General features: G+C 64.7%; 19 protein-coding genes. 9 read left to right on the forward strand and 10 right to left on the reverse strand.

Annotation, left to right across the window (positions count from 1 at the left end):
* Window positions 1-104 precede the first annotated feature (104 nt).
* Genes ACN8M7_RS12130 through ACN8M7_RS12160 form a run of 7 tightly spaced genes read left to right on the forward strand, consistent with a single transcriptional unit; the run spans window position 105 to window position 6,511 of the window.
* On the forward strand, window positions 105-794 hold the full coding sequence (locus tag ACN8M7_RS12130; RefSeq protein ID WP_490260926.1) for a thermostable hemolysin: 690 nt from the start codon (window positions 105-107) through the stop codon (window positions 792-794).
* Window positions 778-2,226 (forward strand): AMP-binding protein, encoded by a 1,449-nt coding sequence (locus ACN8M7_RS12135; protein WP_490260927.1) that lies wholly within the window; start codon window positions 778-780, stop codon window positions 2,224-2,226. The genes ACN8M7_RS12130 and ACN8M7_RS12135 overlap by 17 nt, the downstream gene beginning before the upstream one ends.
* A complete protein-coding gene (locus ACN8M7_RS12140) occupies window positions 2,223-2,882 on the forward strand; it encodes an iron-containing redox enzyme family protein (RefSeq protein ID WP_490260928.1) in 660 nt (219 codons plus the stop codon). Before ACN8M7_RS12135 ends, ACN8M7_RS12140 begins: the two co-directional genes overlap by 4 nt.
* A gap of 4 nt (window positions 2,883-2,886) precedes the next feature.
* Window positions 2,887-3,678: an SDR family oxidoreductase gene (locus tag ACN8M7_RS12145; protein WP_061237717.1), complete on the forward strand. Its 792-nt coding sequence runs from the start codon at window positions 2,887-2,889 to the stop codon at window positions 3,676-3,678.
* Window positions 3,679-3,698: 20 nt separating this feature from the next.
* Window positions 3,699-4,340, forward strand: coding sequence for a tetratricopeptide repeat protein (locus ACN8M7_RS12150; RefSeq protein WP_490261020.1), 642 nt, complete (start codon window positions 3,699-3,701; stop codon window positions 4,338-4,340).
* Window positions 4,341-4,367: 27 nt separating this feature from the next.
* On the forward strand, window positions 4,368-5,024 hold the full coding sequence (locus ACN8M7_RS12155; RefSeq protein WP_061237715.1) for a response regulator: 657 nt from the start codon (window positions 4,368-4,370) through the stop codon (window positions 5,022-5,024).
* Complete coding sequence (locus tag ACN8M7_RS12160; RefSeq protein ID WP_490260929.1) at window positions 5,021-6,511, forward strand: ATP-binding protein; 1,491 nt, start codon at window positions 5,021-5,023, stop codon at window positions 6,509-6,511. Before ACN8M7_RS12155 ends, ACN8M7_RS12160 begins: the two co-directional genes overlap by 4 nt.
* A 200-nt stretch (window positions 6,512-6,711) precedes the next feature.
* Here the strand turns inward: ACN8M7_RS12160 and ACN8M7_RS12165 are convergent, their stop codons facing one another.
* From ACN8M7_RS12165 to ACN8M7_RS12205, 9 genes are all read right to left on the reverse strand, one after another.
* Window positions 6,712-7,014, reverse strand: a complete 303-nt coding sequence (locus tag ACN8M7_RS12165; protein WP_061237713.1) for a ribbon-helix-helix domain-containing protein — start codon at window positions 7,012-7,014, stop codon at window positions 6,712-6,714.
* Between the two features lie 90 nt (window positions 7,015-7,104).
* Window positions 7,105-7,689 (reverse strand): DJ-1/PfpI family protein, encoded by a 585-nt coding sequence (locus ACN8M7_RS12170; protein ID WP_197432133.1) that lies wholly within the window; start codon window positions 7,687-7,689, stop codon window positions 7,105-7,107.
* Window positions 7,690-7,782: 93 nt separating this feature from the next.
* Window positions 7,783-8,391 carry a DUF2846 domain-containing protein gene (locus ACN8M7_RS12175; protein ID WP_061237711.1) on the reverse strand — a complete coding sequence of 203 codons (609 nt, stop codon included), beginning with the start codon at window positions 8,389-8,391 and terminating at the stop codon, window positions 7,783-7,785.
* A gap of 155 nt (window positions 8,392-8,546) precedes the next feature.
* Entirely contained in the window at window positions 8,547-9,458 is a 912-nt protein-coding gene (locus ACN8M7_RS12180) for an SDR family oxidoreductase (RefSeq protein ID WP_490260930.1), read from the reverse strand.
* 111 nt (window positions 9,459-9,569) lie between these two features.
* Window positions 9,570-9,869 (reverse strand): hypothetical protein, encoded by a 300-nt coding sequence (locus ACN8M7_RS12185; RefSeq protein ID WP_490260931.1) that lies wholly within the window; start codon window positions 9,867-9,869, stop codon window positions 9,570-9,572.
* A 92-nt stretch (window positions 9,870-9,961) separates the two neighbouring features.
* Window positions 9,962-10,492, reverse strand: coding sequence for a DUF1569 domain-containing protein (locus tag ACN8M7_RS12190; protein WP_490260932.1), 531 nt, complete (start codon window positions 10,490-10,492; stop codon window positions 9,962-9,964).
* Window positions 10,485-11,378 carry an alpha/beta fold hydrolase gene (locus ACN8M7_RS12195; RefSeq protein WP_490260933.1) on the reverse strand — a complete coding sequence of 298 codons (894 nt, stop codon included), beginning with the start codon at window positions 11,376-11,378 and terminating at the stop codon, window positions 10,485-10,487. The genes ACN8M7_RS12190 and ACN8M7_RS12195 overlap by 8 nt, the downstream gene beginning before the upstream one ends.
* Complete coding sequence (locus tag ACN8M7_RS12200; RefSeq protein WP_490260934.1) at window positions 11,375-12,151, reverse strand: class II aldolase/adducin family protein; 777 nt, start codon at window positions 12,149-12,151, stop codon at window positions 11,375-11,377. Before ACN8M7_RS12200 ends, ACN8M7_RS12195 begins: the two co-directional genes overlap by 4 nt.
* A 208-nt stretch (window positions 12,152-12,359) precedes the next feature.
* A complete protein-coding gene (locus ACN8M7_RS12205) occupies window positions 12,360-12,809 on the reverse strand; it encodes a flavodoxin (protein ID WP_490260935.1) in 450 nt (149 codons plus the stop codon).
* Window positions 12,810-12,911: 102 nt separating this feature from the next.
* On the opposite strand from ACN8M7_RS12205, the gene ACN8M7_RS12210 reads away from it, so the two are divergent.
* On the forward strand, window positions 12,912-13,358 hold the full coding sequence (locus ACN8M7_RS12210; protein ID WP_490260936.1) for a PAS domain-containing protein: 447 nt from the start codon (window positions 12,912-12,914) through the stop codon (window positions 13,356-13,358).
* 50 nt (window positions 13,359-13,408) lie between these two features.
* Window positions 13,409-14,032 carry a PilZ domain-containing protein gene (locus tag ACN8M7_RS12215; protein ID WP_490260937.1) on the forward strand — a complete coding sequence of 208 codons (624 nt, stop codon included), beginning with the start codon at window positions 13,409-13,411 and terminating at the stop codon, window positions 14,030-14,032.
* Between the two features lie 9 nt (window positions 14,033-14,041).
* On the opposite strand, the gene ACN8M7_RS12220 is transcribed toward ACN8M7_RS12215, so the two are convergent.
* Complete coding sequence (locus ACN8M7_RS12220) at window positions 14,042-14,995, reverse strand: MerR family transcriptional regulator (protein ID WP_490260938.1); 954 nt, start codon at window positions 14,993-14,995, stop codon at window positions 14,042-14,044.
* Between the last annotated feature and the right edge of the window lie 273 nt (window positions 14,996-15,268).

The raw sequence follows: 15,268 nt of genomic DNA on the forward strand, positions 1-15,268 counted from the left end.
ACGGCGGAAAAGCCACAGGTCCGAAACATTCTGCAAAGGCTTAATACAGCGTTAAGCCAACCCCTCACACAATCGGCACCAGGTTCATTACCGAGGTTCCGCACATGGAACTACCCTGGGCGCATCATGATCGTCCCGTTGCCCGCATCGGCCGCGGCGACAGTTACGAACTCCACCTGGCCTCCCCCGACAGCGCACGTCGTGTTGTCCTGGAGCAGTTCATTCGCCAGCGCTTCGAGTTGCAGCACGGCGCGCGCATCCGTCACTTCATGCCCTGCCTGTTCGGCCTGGAAAACCCGGCCGGTCAACTGCTCGGCGCGGTGGGCGTACGCAGCGGCAACAGCGGCCCGCTGTTTCTCGAGCGCTATCTGGACGAGCCGATCCAGATGGCCATCGGTGCACGCCTGGGCAACAGCGAGCCGGGCCGTGGCGAGGTGGTGGAGGTCGGCAACCTGGCCGCCGACAGCCCTGGTGCGGCGCGCCTGCTGATCGTCGCCCTGACCGATCTGCTGGTGGCCCTGGGGTTTCGCTGGGTCACCTTCACCGGTACGCCGACCCTGCTCAACAGCTTCCAGCGCCTGGGCCTGACCCCCATCGCCCTGGGTGAAGCCAATCCGGCGCGCATGGGCGAAGAGCTGGCCGACTGGGGCAGTTACTACGACAACCGTCCGCTGGTCATGGCTGGCGACATCCACGGCGGCCATCAGCGTCTGCTGCAGCTGGGCGCCTATCCGCGTCTCGGCCATCAACCGTTCTATGCCCTGGAGGACATGCCTGATGTGGTCTGCAGCTGAATCCCTGTTCGCCCGCCTGGCCGAGTTCGGCCCGCAGATCGCCCTGGCAGAAGGCGAACGCACCCTGACCTATGCCGAATTGCTCGGCGCGGTCGCGGCGCGTGGCAGGCACCTGCGTGCTCTCGGTGCCCATCGCGTGGCACTGGCCCTGGACAACGGCATCGACTGGGTACTGTGGGATCTGGCTACGCTGCATGCCGGCCTGGTCTGCGTACCGGTACCGGCGTTCTTCTCCGCCGAGCAGCAGCGCCATGTGCTCGACAGCGCCGGCATCGACTGCCTGATCGGCAACGGCGCCCCCGGCTTCGCCAACGTGGAAGCCAATATTCATCGCCGCACGGTGGCACAACCGGCTGCGCTGCATGCCAACACCTGCAAGATCACCTACACCTCCGGCACCACTGGCCAGCCCAAGGGCGTGTGCCTGGACCTGGCCACCCAGCTGGCCGTGGCCGGCAGCCTGGTCGAAGCCAGCGCCAGCCGCGATGTGCAGCGGCACCTGTGCATTCTGCCGCTGGCGACCTTGCTGGAGAACATCGCCGGCGTCTATGCGCCGCTGCTGGCCGGCGCTCGGGTGGAATTGATGCCCATGGCGCAGATCGGCCTGACGGGCGCCAGCGGCTTCGACCTGGCGCGTTTTCTCGAAGCCCTGCAAGCGGCCCAGCCGAACAGTCTGATCCTGCTGCCACAGCTGTTGCTGGCGCTGGTCAGCGCTGCCGAGCGCAAACTGCCGGTGCCGGGCTCGCTGCGCTTCGTAGCCGTCGGTGGCGGACGCGTCTCCGCCCAGTTGCTGGAACGGGCCGACGCCTTGGCACTGCCGATCTTCGAGGGCTATGGCCTGTCCGAATGCGCCTCGGTGGTGTGCCTGAACACACCCGAGCAACGCCGTATCGGCAGCACCGGCAAGCCGCTCGGACACCTGCACGTAGCGCTGGCCGCCGACGGCGAAGTGCTGGTCAAGGGTACCCGCATGCTTGGCTACCTCGGTGAGCCGGCGCCGCAGGGCGAATGGCTGAGCACCGGCGACCTCGGTCATTTCGAACAGGGTTTCCTGGTGCTGCACGGGCGCAAGAAGCATCAGTTCATCACCGCCTACGGACGCAACGTCAACCCGGAGTGGGTCGAGTCCGAGCTGGTGCAGCAGTTGCCCATCGCCCAGGCCTGGCTGCACGGCGAGGCGCTGCCAGCCAACGTCGCGGTGCTGGTAGCGCGCTTCCCCAATACCCCCGATGCGCAGTTGCAGGCCGCCGTGGACGCCGTCAACGCAGGCTTGCCGGACTACGCCCGCGTGCACCACTGGCTGCGCGCCGATGCCCCTTTCAGCGCGAGTAACGAGCTGGCCACGAGCAATGGTCGCTTGCGCCGCGCCGCCCTCTTCACCCATTACCAAAACGCCATCCATGAGTTGATTGCGGAAGGAGTACACGCATGAGCTTCTACGAATCCCTGCTGGCCCAGACCCAGGCCGAACGCGACTACCTGCTGGGCGCGCCGATCATCCATCAGGCCATGACCGGCCAGGTCGCCCTGCACAGTTACATCGCCTTCCTCACCGAGGCCTACCACCACGTCAAGCACACCGTGCCGCTGCTGATGGCCTGCGGCGCGCGCCTGCCGGAACGCCTGGAGTGGCTGCGCGAAGCCATCGCCGAGTACATCGAGGAAGAAACCGGCCACCAGGAATGGGTGCTCAATGACATCGCTGCCTGCGGGGCGGACAAGGAAGCGGTGCGCAACGGCACCCCGCACATGGCTACCGAGCTGATGGTGGCCTATGTCTACGACCGCATCGCCCGGCACAACCCGGTGAGTTTCTTCGGCATGGTCAACGTCCTCGAAGGCACCAGCATTGCCCTGGCCACCCAGGCCGCCGGCATCATCCAGGACAAGCTGCAGTTGCCGGCCAAGGCCTTCAGCTACCTCAACTCCCACGGCAGCCTGGACCTGGAGCACATCGAGTTCTTCAAGAAACTGATGAACCGCCTGGACAACGACGATGACAAAGCCGCTGTGGTGCACACTGCCAAGATCGTCTACCGCCTGTACGGCGACATGTTCCGCAGCCTGCCGCTGCCTACCGAGGAGTAAGGTCATGCAACCGACGGATTGCCGTGCCCTGCTGACCGGTGCCAGTGGCGGCATCGGCCTGGCCCTGGCGCATCGCCTGGCCAGCGAAGGCGCTCATCTGCTGCTGGTAGGCCGTCGCCTGGAACCGCTGCAGGCGCTGCTGCAGAGCTTCCCCCAGAACGTGCAGCTGGTACAGGCCGACATCGCCACCCGCAACGGACGTGATGCGCTGGTCGCTGCCGCGCAGAACTTCGGCGGCTTGAACTGCCTGATCAACGCGGCCGGGGTCAACCGCTTCGGCCTGCTCGACCAACAGGACGAGCAGCAGATCGCCGAACTGATCGACCTCAACGTCACCGCCACGCTGCAGTTGACGCAGCGCCTGCTGCCACTGCTGCGCGCACAACGGCGCGCCCTGGTGATCAATGTCGGCTCCACCTTCGGCGCCATCGGCTACCCGGGTTTCGCCGCCTACTGCGCCAGCAAGTTCGCCCTGCGCGGTTTCTCCGAGGCACTGCGCCGCGAGCTGGCCGACACCCATGTGCGCGTCCTCTATTTCGCACCGCGTGCCACCCATACGTCGATGAACGTGCCCAGCGTGGTGGCGATGAACGATGAGCTGGGTGTGGCCATGGACCACCCCGAGCAGGTGGCCGATGAGCTGCTCGACACCATCCGCCGCGAGCAGGAAGAACGTCACCTGGGCTGGCCGGAGCGCCTGTTCGTACGACTCAACGGTCTGCTGCCGCGCGTGGTCGACCAGGCCCTGCGCAAGCAGTTGCCGATCATTCAACGCTTCGCCCGCCACAAGCACTGAGGAGATTGCCCGTGAACGCATTGCGTACCCTGATCATCGCCGCCCTCGGCTTCACCGCCCTGCCCGCCTTCGCCCTCAGTGCAAGCGGCCAGGACCAGTTGCTGCAGTTGCAGACTCGCTGGGCCGAGATCAATTACCAGACTCCGCAAAAGCAGCGCGAAGAGGCCTTCGCCAAGCTCGTCACACAGGCCGATGCGGCCCTGGCCAGCGAGCCCAAGGCACCGGAACTGCTGATCTGGCGCGGCATCATCCTCAGCACCCAGGCCGGCGCCAAGGGTGGTCTCGGCGCTCTGGGCCTGGTCAAGGAGGCCAAATCCAGCCTGGAACAGGCGCTGGCCATCGATCCGCAGGCCCTGGCCGGTTCGGCCTACACCAGCCTCGGCAGCCTGTACTACCAGGTGCCCGGCTGGCCGATCGGCTTCGGCGATGACGAACAGGCCGAGAAAATGCTCACCCAGGCCCTGGCCATCAACCCGGACGGCCTCGACCCGAACTACTTCTATGCTGACTACCTGCAACGGCAGAAACGCTACGAGGAAGCTCGCGCCGCCCTGGAAAAAGCCTTGGCCGCCAAGGATCGCCCGGGCCGTGAACTGGCCGACAAGGGCCGCCGTGCAGAAGCCCAGGCGCTTTTGCAGCAGGTCAAGAGTAAACTCAGGTAACTCGGACGCACCCTTACAGGAGTTGCCATGCGCATTCTTCTCGTCGAAGACGACCAGGCATTGGGCGAAGGCATTCGCACCGCACTGAAACCCGAAGGCTATACCGTGGACTGGCTGCAGGACGGCGCCAGTGCGCTGCATGCGCTGAGCCACGAGAGCTTCGAGTTGGCCATTCTCGACCTTGGCCTGCCGCGCATGGATGGCCTGCAGGTGCTCAAGCAGCTGCGCGCCAACGCCAACCCGGTGCCGGTGCTGGTGCTCACGGCACGTGACGCCACCAGCGACCGCATCGCCGGCCTCGATGCCGGCGCCGATGACTACCTGATCAAGCCCTTCGACGTCGCCGAGCTCAAGGCACGCCTGCGCGCCCTGCTGCGGCGCAGCTTCCAGCGCCCCGAGCCGGCGCTGGAATACCGCGGCATCCGCCTCGATCCGGCGAGCCAGGTGGTCGAATACCAGGGCCAGACCATCAACCTGCCGCGCAAGGAATTTCTCCTGCTGCACGAGTTGTTGATCCAGCCCGGTCGTGTGCTGACCCGCGACAAGCTGCAACAGGCGCTGTATGGCTGGGACGAGGAAGTGGAAAGCAACGCCCTGGAAGTGCACGTGCACCACCTGCGCAAGAAGTTCTTCCCGGAGCTCATCCGCACGGTACGCGGCGTCGGTTATCTGGTGGACAAATGAGGTTGCTGAAAACCTTCGGCTCCATCCGCACCCGTCTGCTCGCCCTGCTGCTACTGCTGATAGCGGCCAGCTTCGGGCTGATCAGCCACAAGATCTACAACGACTCGGTGCACGAGGTACGCGAACTGTTCGATGCGCAACTGGCGCAGACCGCTCGCCTGCTCATGGGCCTGGTACGTCACGACCTCAGCGAGACCGAGCGCCGCGAAATGCAGGCGGTGCTCGACGAGGCCCTGCTGCTGCACAGCGCACGCAACCCGGACAACCTGCTCGGCCACGAATATGAAGGCAAGCTGGCTTTCCAGATGCTCGACGACGATGGCGAGCTGCTGTTCCAGTCCGCCAGCGCCCCGCCCGGCCTGCTCAACGACATGATCGAGCAGCTCGGCCTGGCCCTGCCCAATGATCAACAGCCGATGCGCGAACGCCTGGCGCAGCTGGCCCGCTACCTGATCGGCTACCACACCCTGACCATCGGCGAGCACCAATGGCGGGTGTTCGTCCTGCACGACAGCCGCGACTACCACTGGGTACTGGCTGGCGAGCGCGAAGACGTGCGCGGCGAGCTAATCGGCAAGATCGCCCAGCGCAGCCTGCAGCCGCTGCTGATCAGCCTGCCCATCGTCGGCCTCCTGCTGTGGCTGACCGTGGGCTGGGGCCTGTATCCGCTCAAACGCATGGCCGATGCCATTCGCGGCCGCGCGCCGGACAACCTGGCGCCCCTGGTCTTCCCGCCGCTGCCCAACGAACTGGAGCCGATGGCGGCGGCGCTGAACCGCCTGCTGATGCAGGTCAACCAGCTGCTGGAGCAGGAAAAACGCTTCATCGCCGACGCCGCCCACGAGTTGCGCACGCCCCTGGCGGTGCTGCGCATCCACGCGCAGAACGCCCTGGAGGCACCGGATCCGGGTGACCGCGAAGAGGCGCTGAAACAGCTGGGTAACGGCGTCGACCGTGCCACCCGCGTAGTCGCCCAACTGCTGACCCTGGCGCGCCTGGATCCCAACGGCGTGCGCCTGAACATGAGTGACCTCGACCTGCTGGCCTTCCTGCGCAGTGAACTGGCCGAGCTGACACCACTGGCCCTCAATCGCGGGCAGGAGCTGATTTTCGAAGCGCAGGAGCCTGGTGACTATCAGTTGCCGGCGGATGGCCCCAGCCTGGGCATCCTGTTGCAGAACCTGGTGAGCAATGCCGTGCAGTACACGCCGGCCGGCGGCTGCATTCAGGTACAGCTGCAGGCTACGCCGCAGAATCTGGTCCTGCAGGTACTCGACAGTGGCCCCGGTGTGCCGGTGGAGTTGCGCGAGCGCTTGTTCGAGCGCTTCTTCCGCACTGGCGAAGGCCAGGGCGCCGGCCTGGGGTTGTCTATCGTGCGCCGCGTGGTCGAATTGCATCAGGGCAGTATCGCCCTGGACGAATCACCGCTCGGTGGCCTGCGCGTCAGCGTGCATCTGCCTCGACGTGGCAGCAGCGCGAAAGCATAGTCTTCGCTAATCACCAGAATAGAGACAATCCGTTTTATCAATCGAAGCGGTTTCCCGATCATGCACGCCTGTTCACCCACCCTCACAGGAGCCACCGCGCATGAGCCTGATCAAACGATTCTTCCAGCAGCCCCGCACAGCGCAGCAAGCCGAGGCCGCCAAGGCGCAGGAACATCCCAATTTCTGGATGTACCAGTGACTCAGGCGTTGGCCCCCACCACCCTCAGCGGTACCTGACGCCCGGCCTTCTGAGCCAGGTAGCGGGTGCAGCTGACGCGCAGGAACGAGGCGAAATTGACCACTTCGCCGCGAAAGTCCATGACCTCTTCATATAGCTTGGCGATCAGCTGGTTGGTGGTCATGCCATCGACCTCGGCAATTTCACGCAGGATGTCCCAGAACTGATTTTCCAGACGCAAGGTGGTCACCACGCCACGGATGCGCAATGAGCGCGAGCGCGATTCGTAGAGGATGGGATCGGCCTTTACATAGAGTTCGCACATCGCCTTGATCTCCTCGTGAGCGTCGTCGCCCGGACGCGATCCGGGGGTACCGACAATGGTGCGCCCCCGAATGGCATCCGGCTACCTGGGTTACAGGCGAATTTCCGTGCCGAGCACCTTGAGAAACGCCGCCAGCCAGGCCGGATGCGCAGGCCAGGCCGGCGCGGTGACCAGCTTGCCCTGCACGTGGGCCTGATCCACCGGAATGTCCACATAGGTGCCGCCGGACAGCCCCACCTCCGGCGCGCAGGCTGGGTAGGCGCTGCACTCGCGGCCTTCGAGCACGCCAGCGGCAGCCAGCAGTTGCGGGCCATGGCAGACGGCGGCGATGGGTTTGTCGGCCGCGGCGAACGCCTTGACCAGGGCGATCACATCGGCGTTCAGGCGCAGGTATTCGGGCGCGCGGCCACCGGGCACCAGCAGCGCGTCGTAGTCCTCGGCACGCACCTTGGCGAAGTCATAGTTGAGGGCGAAGTTGTGGCCCGGCTTTTCGCTGTAGGTCTGATCGCCCTCGAAATCGTGGATGGCGGTGCGCACCGTCTGCCCCGTGACCTTGTCCGGGCAGACCGCATGCACGGTGTGGCCGACCATCTGCAGCGCCTGGAACGGCACCATGGTTTCGTAGTCCTCGGCGTAATCGCCGACCAGCATGAGAATCTTCTTGGCAGCCATGATCGTCTCCTGAAGGTAGGTGGAACGAACGCCATTATTCGCCCCTGTTACTTCCGACAGGTAACAGCCGGGTACTACTCCCCGCCTTGCCGGAGATCAGATACCGACCTTGTCCAGCGACTCACCGATCGAGCGCCAGAAACCACGCTGCGGCCGCTCCGGCTCCTGATCGCTGGCCTCGATACGCGCCAGCGGCTGAACCTGGCGGGTGGCCCTCAACTCGGTCTGCGCCAACTCGGCTGACACCAATTGCAGCGGGCCTTCGCCAGCGCCGCCGGGCACAACGCCGCTCGGGGGCGGGCCGTCCTCGTCGTAACGCAGGTAGTAGGTGGCGCCGACTGCAGCGTCGAGTGTGAAGCTGGCGATCAGGGTGAAGTCGAACGGCCCGTCGGCCAGCAGCGTCCAGAAGCTGCCTGCCAGCGGCCGGCGCATCTCCAGCTTGTAGTTGGCGGCATCGAACTCCAGCACCAGGTAGCCGTTGCTGGGCAGGCTGCCGATCAAGCGGTTGTCGAGAAACAGCCCCGGCGCCTCCAGCTCCTGGTCGGCCCAGTCGTTGCGCGGGCGATAGAGATAGACCAGCGCATGGTTCTCGTCACTGAGCCTGTGAGGCGCGAAGGCCTCACCTTGCGTGGCACCGAAGAAAGCACCCGGGGTGGAACAGGCGGCCAGCAGGACGATGGGCAGCAACCACAGCAGACGGCGCATCGGTCATTCCTTCTGATGATGATGCAGCGAGCTTAGCCGCGCTGTGCAGCGGCGGCACCCGACGAAAGTGCGGCCCAGCGCTACCCGCCCGAGAGTCGATCAGGCGAACGAAAAAGGCCGGCATCGCGGCCGGCCTGATGGTGTTTCCATGCGACTCAGAGTGCGTACTTCTGCAGGTTCGCCATCATCTCCTTGAGCGCCTCGACGTTGTCCGCCGGGTGCGCAGCGCCCTCGAAATCGCAGATGCGTTGCCACTGCGCCGCCACGTCTTCCGGGCTGAAGCCCGCCTTGGGATCGAAACCGGCGCCTAGGCTGCGCTCCCAGCGCACCTTGCCGATCCAGCCGCCGCCGACCTCGAACAGACCGCCGCTGTCCTGACAGGCCGCACTGCCCAGGTACACCACCAGCGGGCTGACCAGCTCAGGCCCCAGTTGCTCGAACACCTGCGGCGGGATCAGGCCTTCGGTCATGCGCGTGGCACCGGTGGGGGCGATGGCGTTGACCAGGATATTGTTCTTGCGGCCTTCGATGGCCAGGGTACGCGTCAGGCCGTATAGGCCGAGCTTGGCCATGCCGTAGTTGCTCTGGCCGAAGTTGCCGTAGATACCGGAGGTGGACGAGGTGAAGATTACCCGGCCGAAGTTCTGCTCGCGCAAATGCGGCCAGGCCGCGTGGGTGGTCTTGTAGGCGCCTTCGACGTGGACCTTGTAGACCAGATCCCAGTCGGCGTCCTCCATCTTGGGGAAACTCTTGTCGCGCAGGATGCCGGCGTTGTTGACCAGCACGTCGATGCGGCCGAAATGATCCAGCGCGGTCTGCACGATCTTGTCGCCATCGGTCACCGAGTCATGGTTGGCCACCGCGCTCCCGCCGAAGGCGCGAATCTCTTCGACCACCTTGTCGGCAGCCGAGGCGTTGGCCCCTTCACCGTGGGTGCTGCCGCCGAGATCGTTGACCACCACCTTGGCGCCGTGACGGGCGAACAGCAGCGCATGGGCACGACCCAGGCCACCGCCGGCGCCGGTGACTATGACTACTTGATCTTCGAAACGGATGGCATCGCTCATCGGCAGCTTCCTCGGGCAGGTTGTGAATGCGCCGAGTGTCAGGCAGCCCCGCGTGCTTCACAAGGCGCGCGGGGCTGCTGAATGACGGCCGATAATGCGACCTTATGCGGCTCAGTTACCAGTGCCGGAACCGGAACCGGAACCCGAGGAGCCTGAGCCCGAACCGTTGCCGCCAGTACCATCGCCCGACCCGGCACCCTGACCGCCCGGGTTGCCCTCGGTGTTCGGCCCTTGAACCGGCGGGATGCCATCCTCGTCATCGGCCGGAGGCATCGGCTTGGTGTCGTCCGGCGTCGTCGGCATGGTGGTGCCCGTGGAGGTGCCGCCACTGGACTCGGTATCGGCAAGAGCCGGCAGCGCCATCGCGCCCAGAATCCCGCTCAGCAGCAGTGCAGATAACGTCTTGTTCATCGCTAACCTCGACTTTCCTGTGAGTGACACAGTTACTGAGTCGCTCACGAAGACCGAGGTTCGACAAAAATTATTCGAGCGCCCGCCCCTGCTCAGACCATGCGGATCAGGCTCAGGTGGTTGTACAGGTGCAGCACGTGCGCCTCGGCGTATTCGGCATGATCGAGCGCACCGTAGGCGAAGTGCGGCTGTAGCTCGCCCTCGTGAGCGGCGAAACGTTCGAACGCCACCTGCAAGCGCTGCAACGCCTGCGCCTGACTGGCCGGCTCACTCAGAGCAGCGGCGCCGGGGATCGCTTCATCCAGCGGATGACGCATCGCCCCGCGCGCACTGAATACGGCGAACGCCGCAGGGCCCAGGCTGTGGCGAAACCAGGCCGGCTTCAGCTCGGGGTAACCGTCGATGCAGTAGTCGATGCTCTGCGCGCAGTGATTGAACACCTCGCTCGGGCTCCAGCCACGAATGCTCTGCAGCGTCTTGCCATGCAGATCCGCCAGGACCTGGCGCGCGCCCTGCAGGCTGACGACTGCCGGTCGCGGCCCCGCTGGCAAGGCCCAGTAGCCGACACCGAGCGCGGCGACGCCGCCAAGTGCAGCGCCTTTGAGCAGGGTACGTCTACGCATGCACGCTCCTCGCATCGCGAAACTGCAGGTAATGATCGAGCACGGCGGCTGGCGCCTCCAGCTGTGGATAGTGGCCGATACCGTCGAGCAGCACCGTGTCGGCGCCGCTGATCAGCTCACGGTAACGCGCCACCATGTGCGCGCCGGAGATCGGATCGAAGGCACCATCGATCACCCGCATCGGCAGCGTCGTGGCCTGCATCGCCGAGACCCAGCGCTGGCGCTGCTGACGCCGCTCGGGCATGTAGCGAATCAGGCGATGCATCACCGCCGGGCCATCGTTGTAGGCCACCAGTTGCCACAGGGCATCCAGCTCGGCGTCACTGGCCTGGGTGTGCGGGCCGAAGATGCGGGCAAAACTCTGCGCCAGCTTGCGCCGCGAAAACAGGCGCCCGATCAGCGGCCCCAGTGGCCCGAGCAACAGCTTTTGCACCCGCACCGGATGATGCGTCTCGGGGAACAGGCCGCCATTGAGGAACACGCAGCTCGCCAGCTGCAGCCGCCCCTGCTGATGCCGCGCGATCAGCTCCTGGGCGACGCTGTCGCCATAATCGTGGGCCAGCACGTGCAGCGGGCGTTGTTCGCCGACATGGGCCAGCAACGCCTGCTGCAGATCGGCCTGTTCCAGCAGGCTGTAGGCATGCCCGCGCGGCTTGGCCGAATAACCGAAGCCGAGCATGTCGCAGGCAATCAGCCGGTAGCGCTCGGCCAGCGGCGCCCACAGGCGGTGCCAGTCCCAACTGGCGGTGGGAAAACCGTGAATCAGCAGCAGCGGCTCGGCGTCGGCCTCACCGCCCAGCCAGTAGCGAATCTGTCGACCGGCGAAATCCAGCGTCAGCGCCCTTGCCCTCCAGTCATCCAGCTCGATCCCTGGCAAGCCCGTCACTGGTCATAACCCGGCATCTGCTGGTCCAGCTTGCGCAACAGTGCCGGCCACGGCAGCGCTCCGCCCATGCCCTGTGACGTCTTCATCACACCCGCGACCATCGCCCGCGCACCGTCGAGAATCTGCTGCGGAATGTGGATCAGCGCGGCACCGCCGCTTTGCGCCATGACCTGGATCTCGCAGGCACGCTGCAGGATGAACATGCCGAGGAAGGCATCGGCAATGCTGCCGAACGCGGTCAGCAGTCCGTGATTGGGCAGGATCATGAAGTTCTTGTCGCCCAGGTCCGCCTGCAGCCGCGCCTTCTCGTCATGATGCAGCGCCACCCCTTCATAGCCGTGGTAAGCCAGGCTGGAGAGAACGAACAGCGATTGCTGCGACAACGGCAGTAAGCCCTGCTGCTGCGCCGACACGGCGATGCCGGCTGGCGTATGGATGTGCAGCACGCACCCGACGTCCTCGCGCACCTCGTGCACGGCACTGTGAATGGTGTAACCGGCCGGATTGATATCGAACGGGCTGTCCATCAGCTTGTTGCCCGCCAGGTCGACCTTAACCAGGCTCGACGCGGTGATTTCGTGGAACATCAGCCCGTAGGGGTTGATGAGAAAGTCCTCGGTGCCCGGCACCTTGGCGGAGATATGCGTGAAGATCAGGTCGTCCCAGCCATAGAGGGCGATAAGCCGGTAGCAGGCGGCGAGGTCGATGCGCGCGCGCCATTCGACCTCGGACACCTGATTCTTCACGGCAGGGAGCTTCAGCGGAGCATTCACGGCGGTCACCTCGATATTCTTGTTGATCGGTGGTGTCCGCAGTCTAGCCAGGCGCGTCGCCGGCGATAGTTGCCCTGGCAGCCATGTTGATGGCTTTACGGGTCACGGCGCCGATGCGCCGCGGGGCGATAGGCAGGTATTCGCCGTCTTTATCGGCAGGAGCCAACCTCGGGCAGGCGACCAGCCCGAGGTGTCGCGAGGCTGCGCGTCAAGCCTTCAGCGCGGCAGCGAGCTCGTGCAGCCAGGGTTCGGCATCCGCTTCCGGGGTCACCGTCTCGCTGGAGTCCAGGCGCAGCATCTGCGCCACTTCGCGCAGGCCCAGCTCGGCATACAGCTCGCGTATCAGCTCGCCGCCGCCGCAGAAGGTGTCATAGCTGGAGTCGCCCAGCGCCAGTACTGCAGCCGGCTTGCCGCTCCAGGCCGGCAGGCGGTCGCGAATTTCGCAGTACAGCGGCAGCAGGTTGTCCGGCAGTTCGCCCATGCCGGTGGTGGACGTCACGGTGAGGAACGCATCCGGCGCAAAGGCCAGCAGCTCCTCGAGGCTCATGTTCGACTTGTACCAGGCATCCAGCCCGGCGGCCTTGAGCAGTCGCTCGGCATGACGAGCGACTTCCTCGGCCGTGCCGTAGACCGAGCCCGAGAGAATGGCGACTTTCATGACAACTCCAGAAACAGGAAAAACGCCGCGCATTATGCCGCAAGTGGACAGCCCGACCCGATGTTTTAGAATGCAACGCACCTCCATCGCGGAACCGGACCCATGATCAATGCCAAACTGCTGCAACTGGTAGTCGACGCCTCCAACGATGGCATCGTGGTGGCCGAGCAGGAGGGCGAAGACAATATCCTGATCTACGCCAACGCGGCATTCGAACGCCTGACCGGCTATACCTGCGATGACATCCTCTATCAGGACTGCCGCTTCCTGCAGGGCAGCGACCGCGCCCAGCTCGGCCTGCAGGCCATTCGCGAAGCGGTCAAGGCCGGCAAGCCGTGCCGTCAGATCATTCGCAACTATCGCCAGGATGGCAGCGCCTTCTGGAACGAGCTGTCGATCACGCCCGTGCTCAACGAGAGCGATCAGCTGACCTACTACATCGGCATCCAGAAAGACGTCACCGAGCAGGTCGAAGCCAAACAGCGCGTGCGCGAACTGGAGGCGGAAGTGGCCGAGCTCAAGGCCGAATTGAAGCGGCTGAGAAGCTGACGAACGGCCAAAACTATCCTCCGGCAGCGCAGTCAGATGAGTTTGTTCCCATGCAGTCTCATTCCATGCAAAGCGACCCGCTGCTGACTCAGGACGAACTGGATTTCATCCAGAAGATCGTCTCCAAACCTGCGCAAAAGCGACGCACCAATGTTGCGCCGCAGTTGACGCTGGGCGAACAACTCAATGAGCTTCTGGCCCGCCTCGGTGGCGAAGAACAGTTGAGCCTGGACACCCACACCGACCAGCAGCACCTGAGTTTTCCCCTGCACCTGATTCAGGATGGGCACAGCCAGTCGCGTCTGGAGCTGGGCGCACCCTTGATCTTCGAACAAGGTGTGAGCGAACGCCCCTGGCGCCTCGTGCTGCCCATGGCGCTGACCCTGCTCGACAGCAGTGATCGCCCCAGCGGCCTCAAGGCGCTGGAGTTGTCGAACAACGGGATGCGGGTGAAGTACAGCAAGAGCGGCACGCCGGCCAAGGATCAATTGCTGCAGCTGCTTCTACCGCAGGGGCAGCGCGTACAACTGCGCGCCCAGCTGGTCAGGCGCGTCGGCCAGACGCACTACGCCTACACCCTGCAGACGCTGCATGCTGAAGATGAACAGACCCTGCGCCAGTACCTGTTCGAGCAGCACAGTGAACTGCACCTGCAAACGGCGGCGGTTGGCTGAAGCGCCGCTTCAGGTGTCGAGGTGACCGGCCAGAAACTGCTGCAGACGACGCTGCATCAGACGCCCTTCATTACCCAGACAGGCAATGGCCGAACCGGCCAGACTTTCCTCCGCCAGATCGGCACTGTCACCGGCCAGCAACACCGGGCATTGCAGCCCCAGCGCCAGGCGTGCCAGCTGCCGCGGAAATTCCTCGCCTGGCGGCTGATTGCTGAAGACCACCAGCGCCTGCGGCTGCATGCGTTCGCAGACCAGCGCCAGGTCGGTCAAGGGTACTCCGGGGCCCATCACCGTCACTTCGATGTCCTGATTGCCCAGCAACAACGCGGCAACCAGCAGCTCCAGCTCCCGGCAGTGACTGGGTAAAGCCACCAGCAGAATACGCTCGCGCGAATCATCACGCCCCAGTTGCAGGCGCTGCAGGCAGCGCCCACGCAGGAAGCCGTCGAGCATCAGCCACTCGCCGCGTTGGCCCACTTCGTCCTGACGCAGCAACAGCTCCTGCCAGACCGGCATGAAGATGTCCTGAAACACCACCGGCAGCGGATAGCAGGAAAAAATCTGCCCGTAGAGGCGTTCCAGGCGAGGCTCGTCGAAGTTCTGCAGCGCACTGCGCAGCTGGTCCTGCCACTGACTCCAGTCGTCACCGCTGACTTCGTTGTAGGCGGGCGCAGCGGTGCTGCGACTGCTGGCACTCTTGGCCAGGATCGAGCCGACCTTGCTGACCGCGACGCCGCGCTCGATCCAGGCGAGGATGCTGCGTACCGCATCGATATCGGCTTGCGAATAGAGGCGATGGCCGCTGTCGGTCCGTGTCGGTTGAATCAGGCCATAACGCCGCTCCCAGGCACGCAGGGTGACCGGGTTGACGCCGGTAAGACGGGACACCTCACGGATGGGGAACAGCTCTTCCTGCTTCAACGCGCTGGATGTAAGCGATGTGACGGAGGCGAGTTCGGGCATGGCTTCGGGCATCATGGCAACGAATGTTCGGGAATTGTAACCCAGCTTGGCCGGGCTCACATTGTGCAAGAATTATACAAGATAGCTCCATGCACAACCCGGCTTGGTCATCGAGCCTTTATTTCAGCGGCGACTGCTCGCTCTGTGCGCGTAAGCAGCTAGGAGTGGGGCTATCGACTGTTCTGCCGCCTGCGCCCTCATCTGGCGCAATTACCGCACCCTGACAGTGCGGCACATTGCCGAAGAAACGACACCTGCCCGCCCCAACGCCCA

It is taken from the genome of Pseudomonas spartinae (genome assembly GCF_965197125.1).
GTDB classification, from domain to species: Bacteria; Pseudomonadota; Gammaproteobacteria; order Pseudomonadales; family Pseudomonadaceae; genus Aquipseudomonas; species Aquipseudomonas composti_A.

Excerpts from the sequence above, each read along its gene's own strand:
- ACN8M7_RS12210 (WP_490260936.1), top strand. The coding sequence starts at position 12,912 with ATGATCAATGCCAAACTGCTGCAACTGGTAGTCGACGCCTCCAACGAT.
- ACN8M7_RS12215 (WP_490260937.1), top strand. The coding sequence starts at position 13,409 with ATGCAGTCTCATTCCATGCAAAGCGACCCGCTGCTGACTCAGGACGAA.
- ACN8M7_RS12135 (WP_490260927.1), top strand. The coding sequence starts at position 778 with ATGTGGTCTGCAGCTGAATCCCTGTTCGCCCGCCTGGCCGAGTTCGGC.
- ACN8M7_RS12175 (WP_061237711.1), bottom strand. The coding sequence starts at position 8,391 with ATGCGCCGTCTGCTGTGGTTGCTGCCCATCGTCCTGCTGGCCGCCTGT.
- ACN8M7_RS12205 (WP_490260935.1), bottom strand. The coding sequence starts at position 12,809 with ATGAAAGTCGCCATTCTCTCGGGCTCGGTCTACGGCACGGCCGAGGAA.
- ACN8M7_RS12145 (WP_061237717.1), top strand. The coding sequence starts at position 2,887 with ATGCAACCGACGGATTGCCGTGCCCTGCTGACCGGTGCCAGTGGCGGC.
- ACN8M7_RS12165 (WP_061237713.1), bottom strand. The coding sequence starts at position 7,014 with ATGTGCGAACTCTATGTAAAGGCCGATCCCATCCTCTACGAATCGCGC.
- ACN8M7_RS12155 (WP_061237715.1), top strand. The coding sequence starts at position 4,368 with ATGCGCATTCTTCTCGTCGAAGACGACCAGGCATTGGGCGAAGGCATT.
- ACN8M7_RS12140 (WP_490260928.1), top strand. The coding sequence starts at position 2,223 with ATGAGCTTCTACGAATCCCTGCTGGCCCAGACCCAGGCCGAACGCGAC.
- ACN8M7_RS12220 (WP_490260938.1), bottom strand. The coding sequence starts at position 14,995 with ATGCCCGAACTCGCCTCCGTCACATCGCTTACATCCAGCGCGTTGAAG.
- ACN8M7_RS12160 (WP_490260929.1), top strand. The coding sequence starts at position 5,021 with ATGAGGTTGCTGAAAACCTTCGGCTCCATCCGCACCCGTCTGCTCGCC.
- ACN8M7_RS12130 (WP_490260926.1), top strand. The coding sequence starts at position 105 with ATGGAACTACCCTGGGCGCATCATGATCGTCCCGTTGCCCGCATCGGC.
- ACN8M7_RS12190 (WP_490260932.1), bottom strand. The coding sequence starts at position 10,492 with ATGCGTAGACGTACCCTGCTCAAAGGCGCTGCACTTGGCGGCGTCGCC.
- ACN8M7_RS12180 (WP_490260930.1), bottom strand. The coding sequence starts at position 9,458 with ATGAGCGATGCCATCCGTTTCGAAGATCAAGTAGTCATAGTCACCGGC.
- ACN8M7_RS12185 (WP_490260931.1), bottom strand. The coding sequence starts at position 9,869 with ATGAACAAGACGTTATCTGCACTGCTGCTGAGCGGGATTCTGGGCGCG.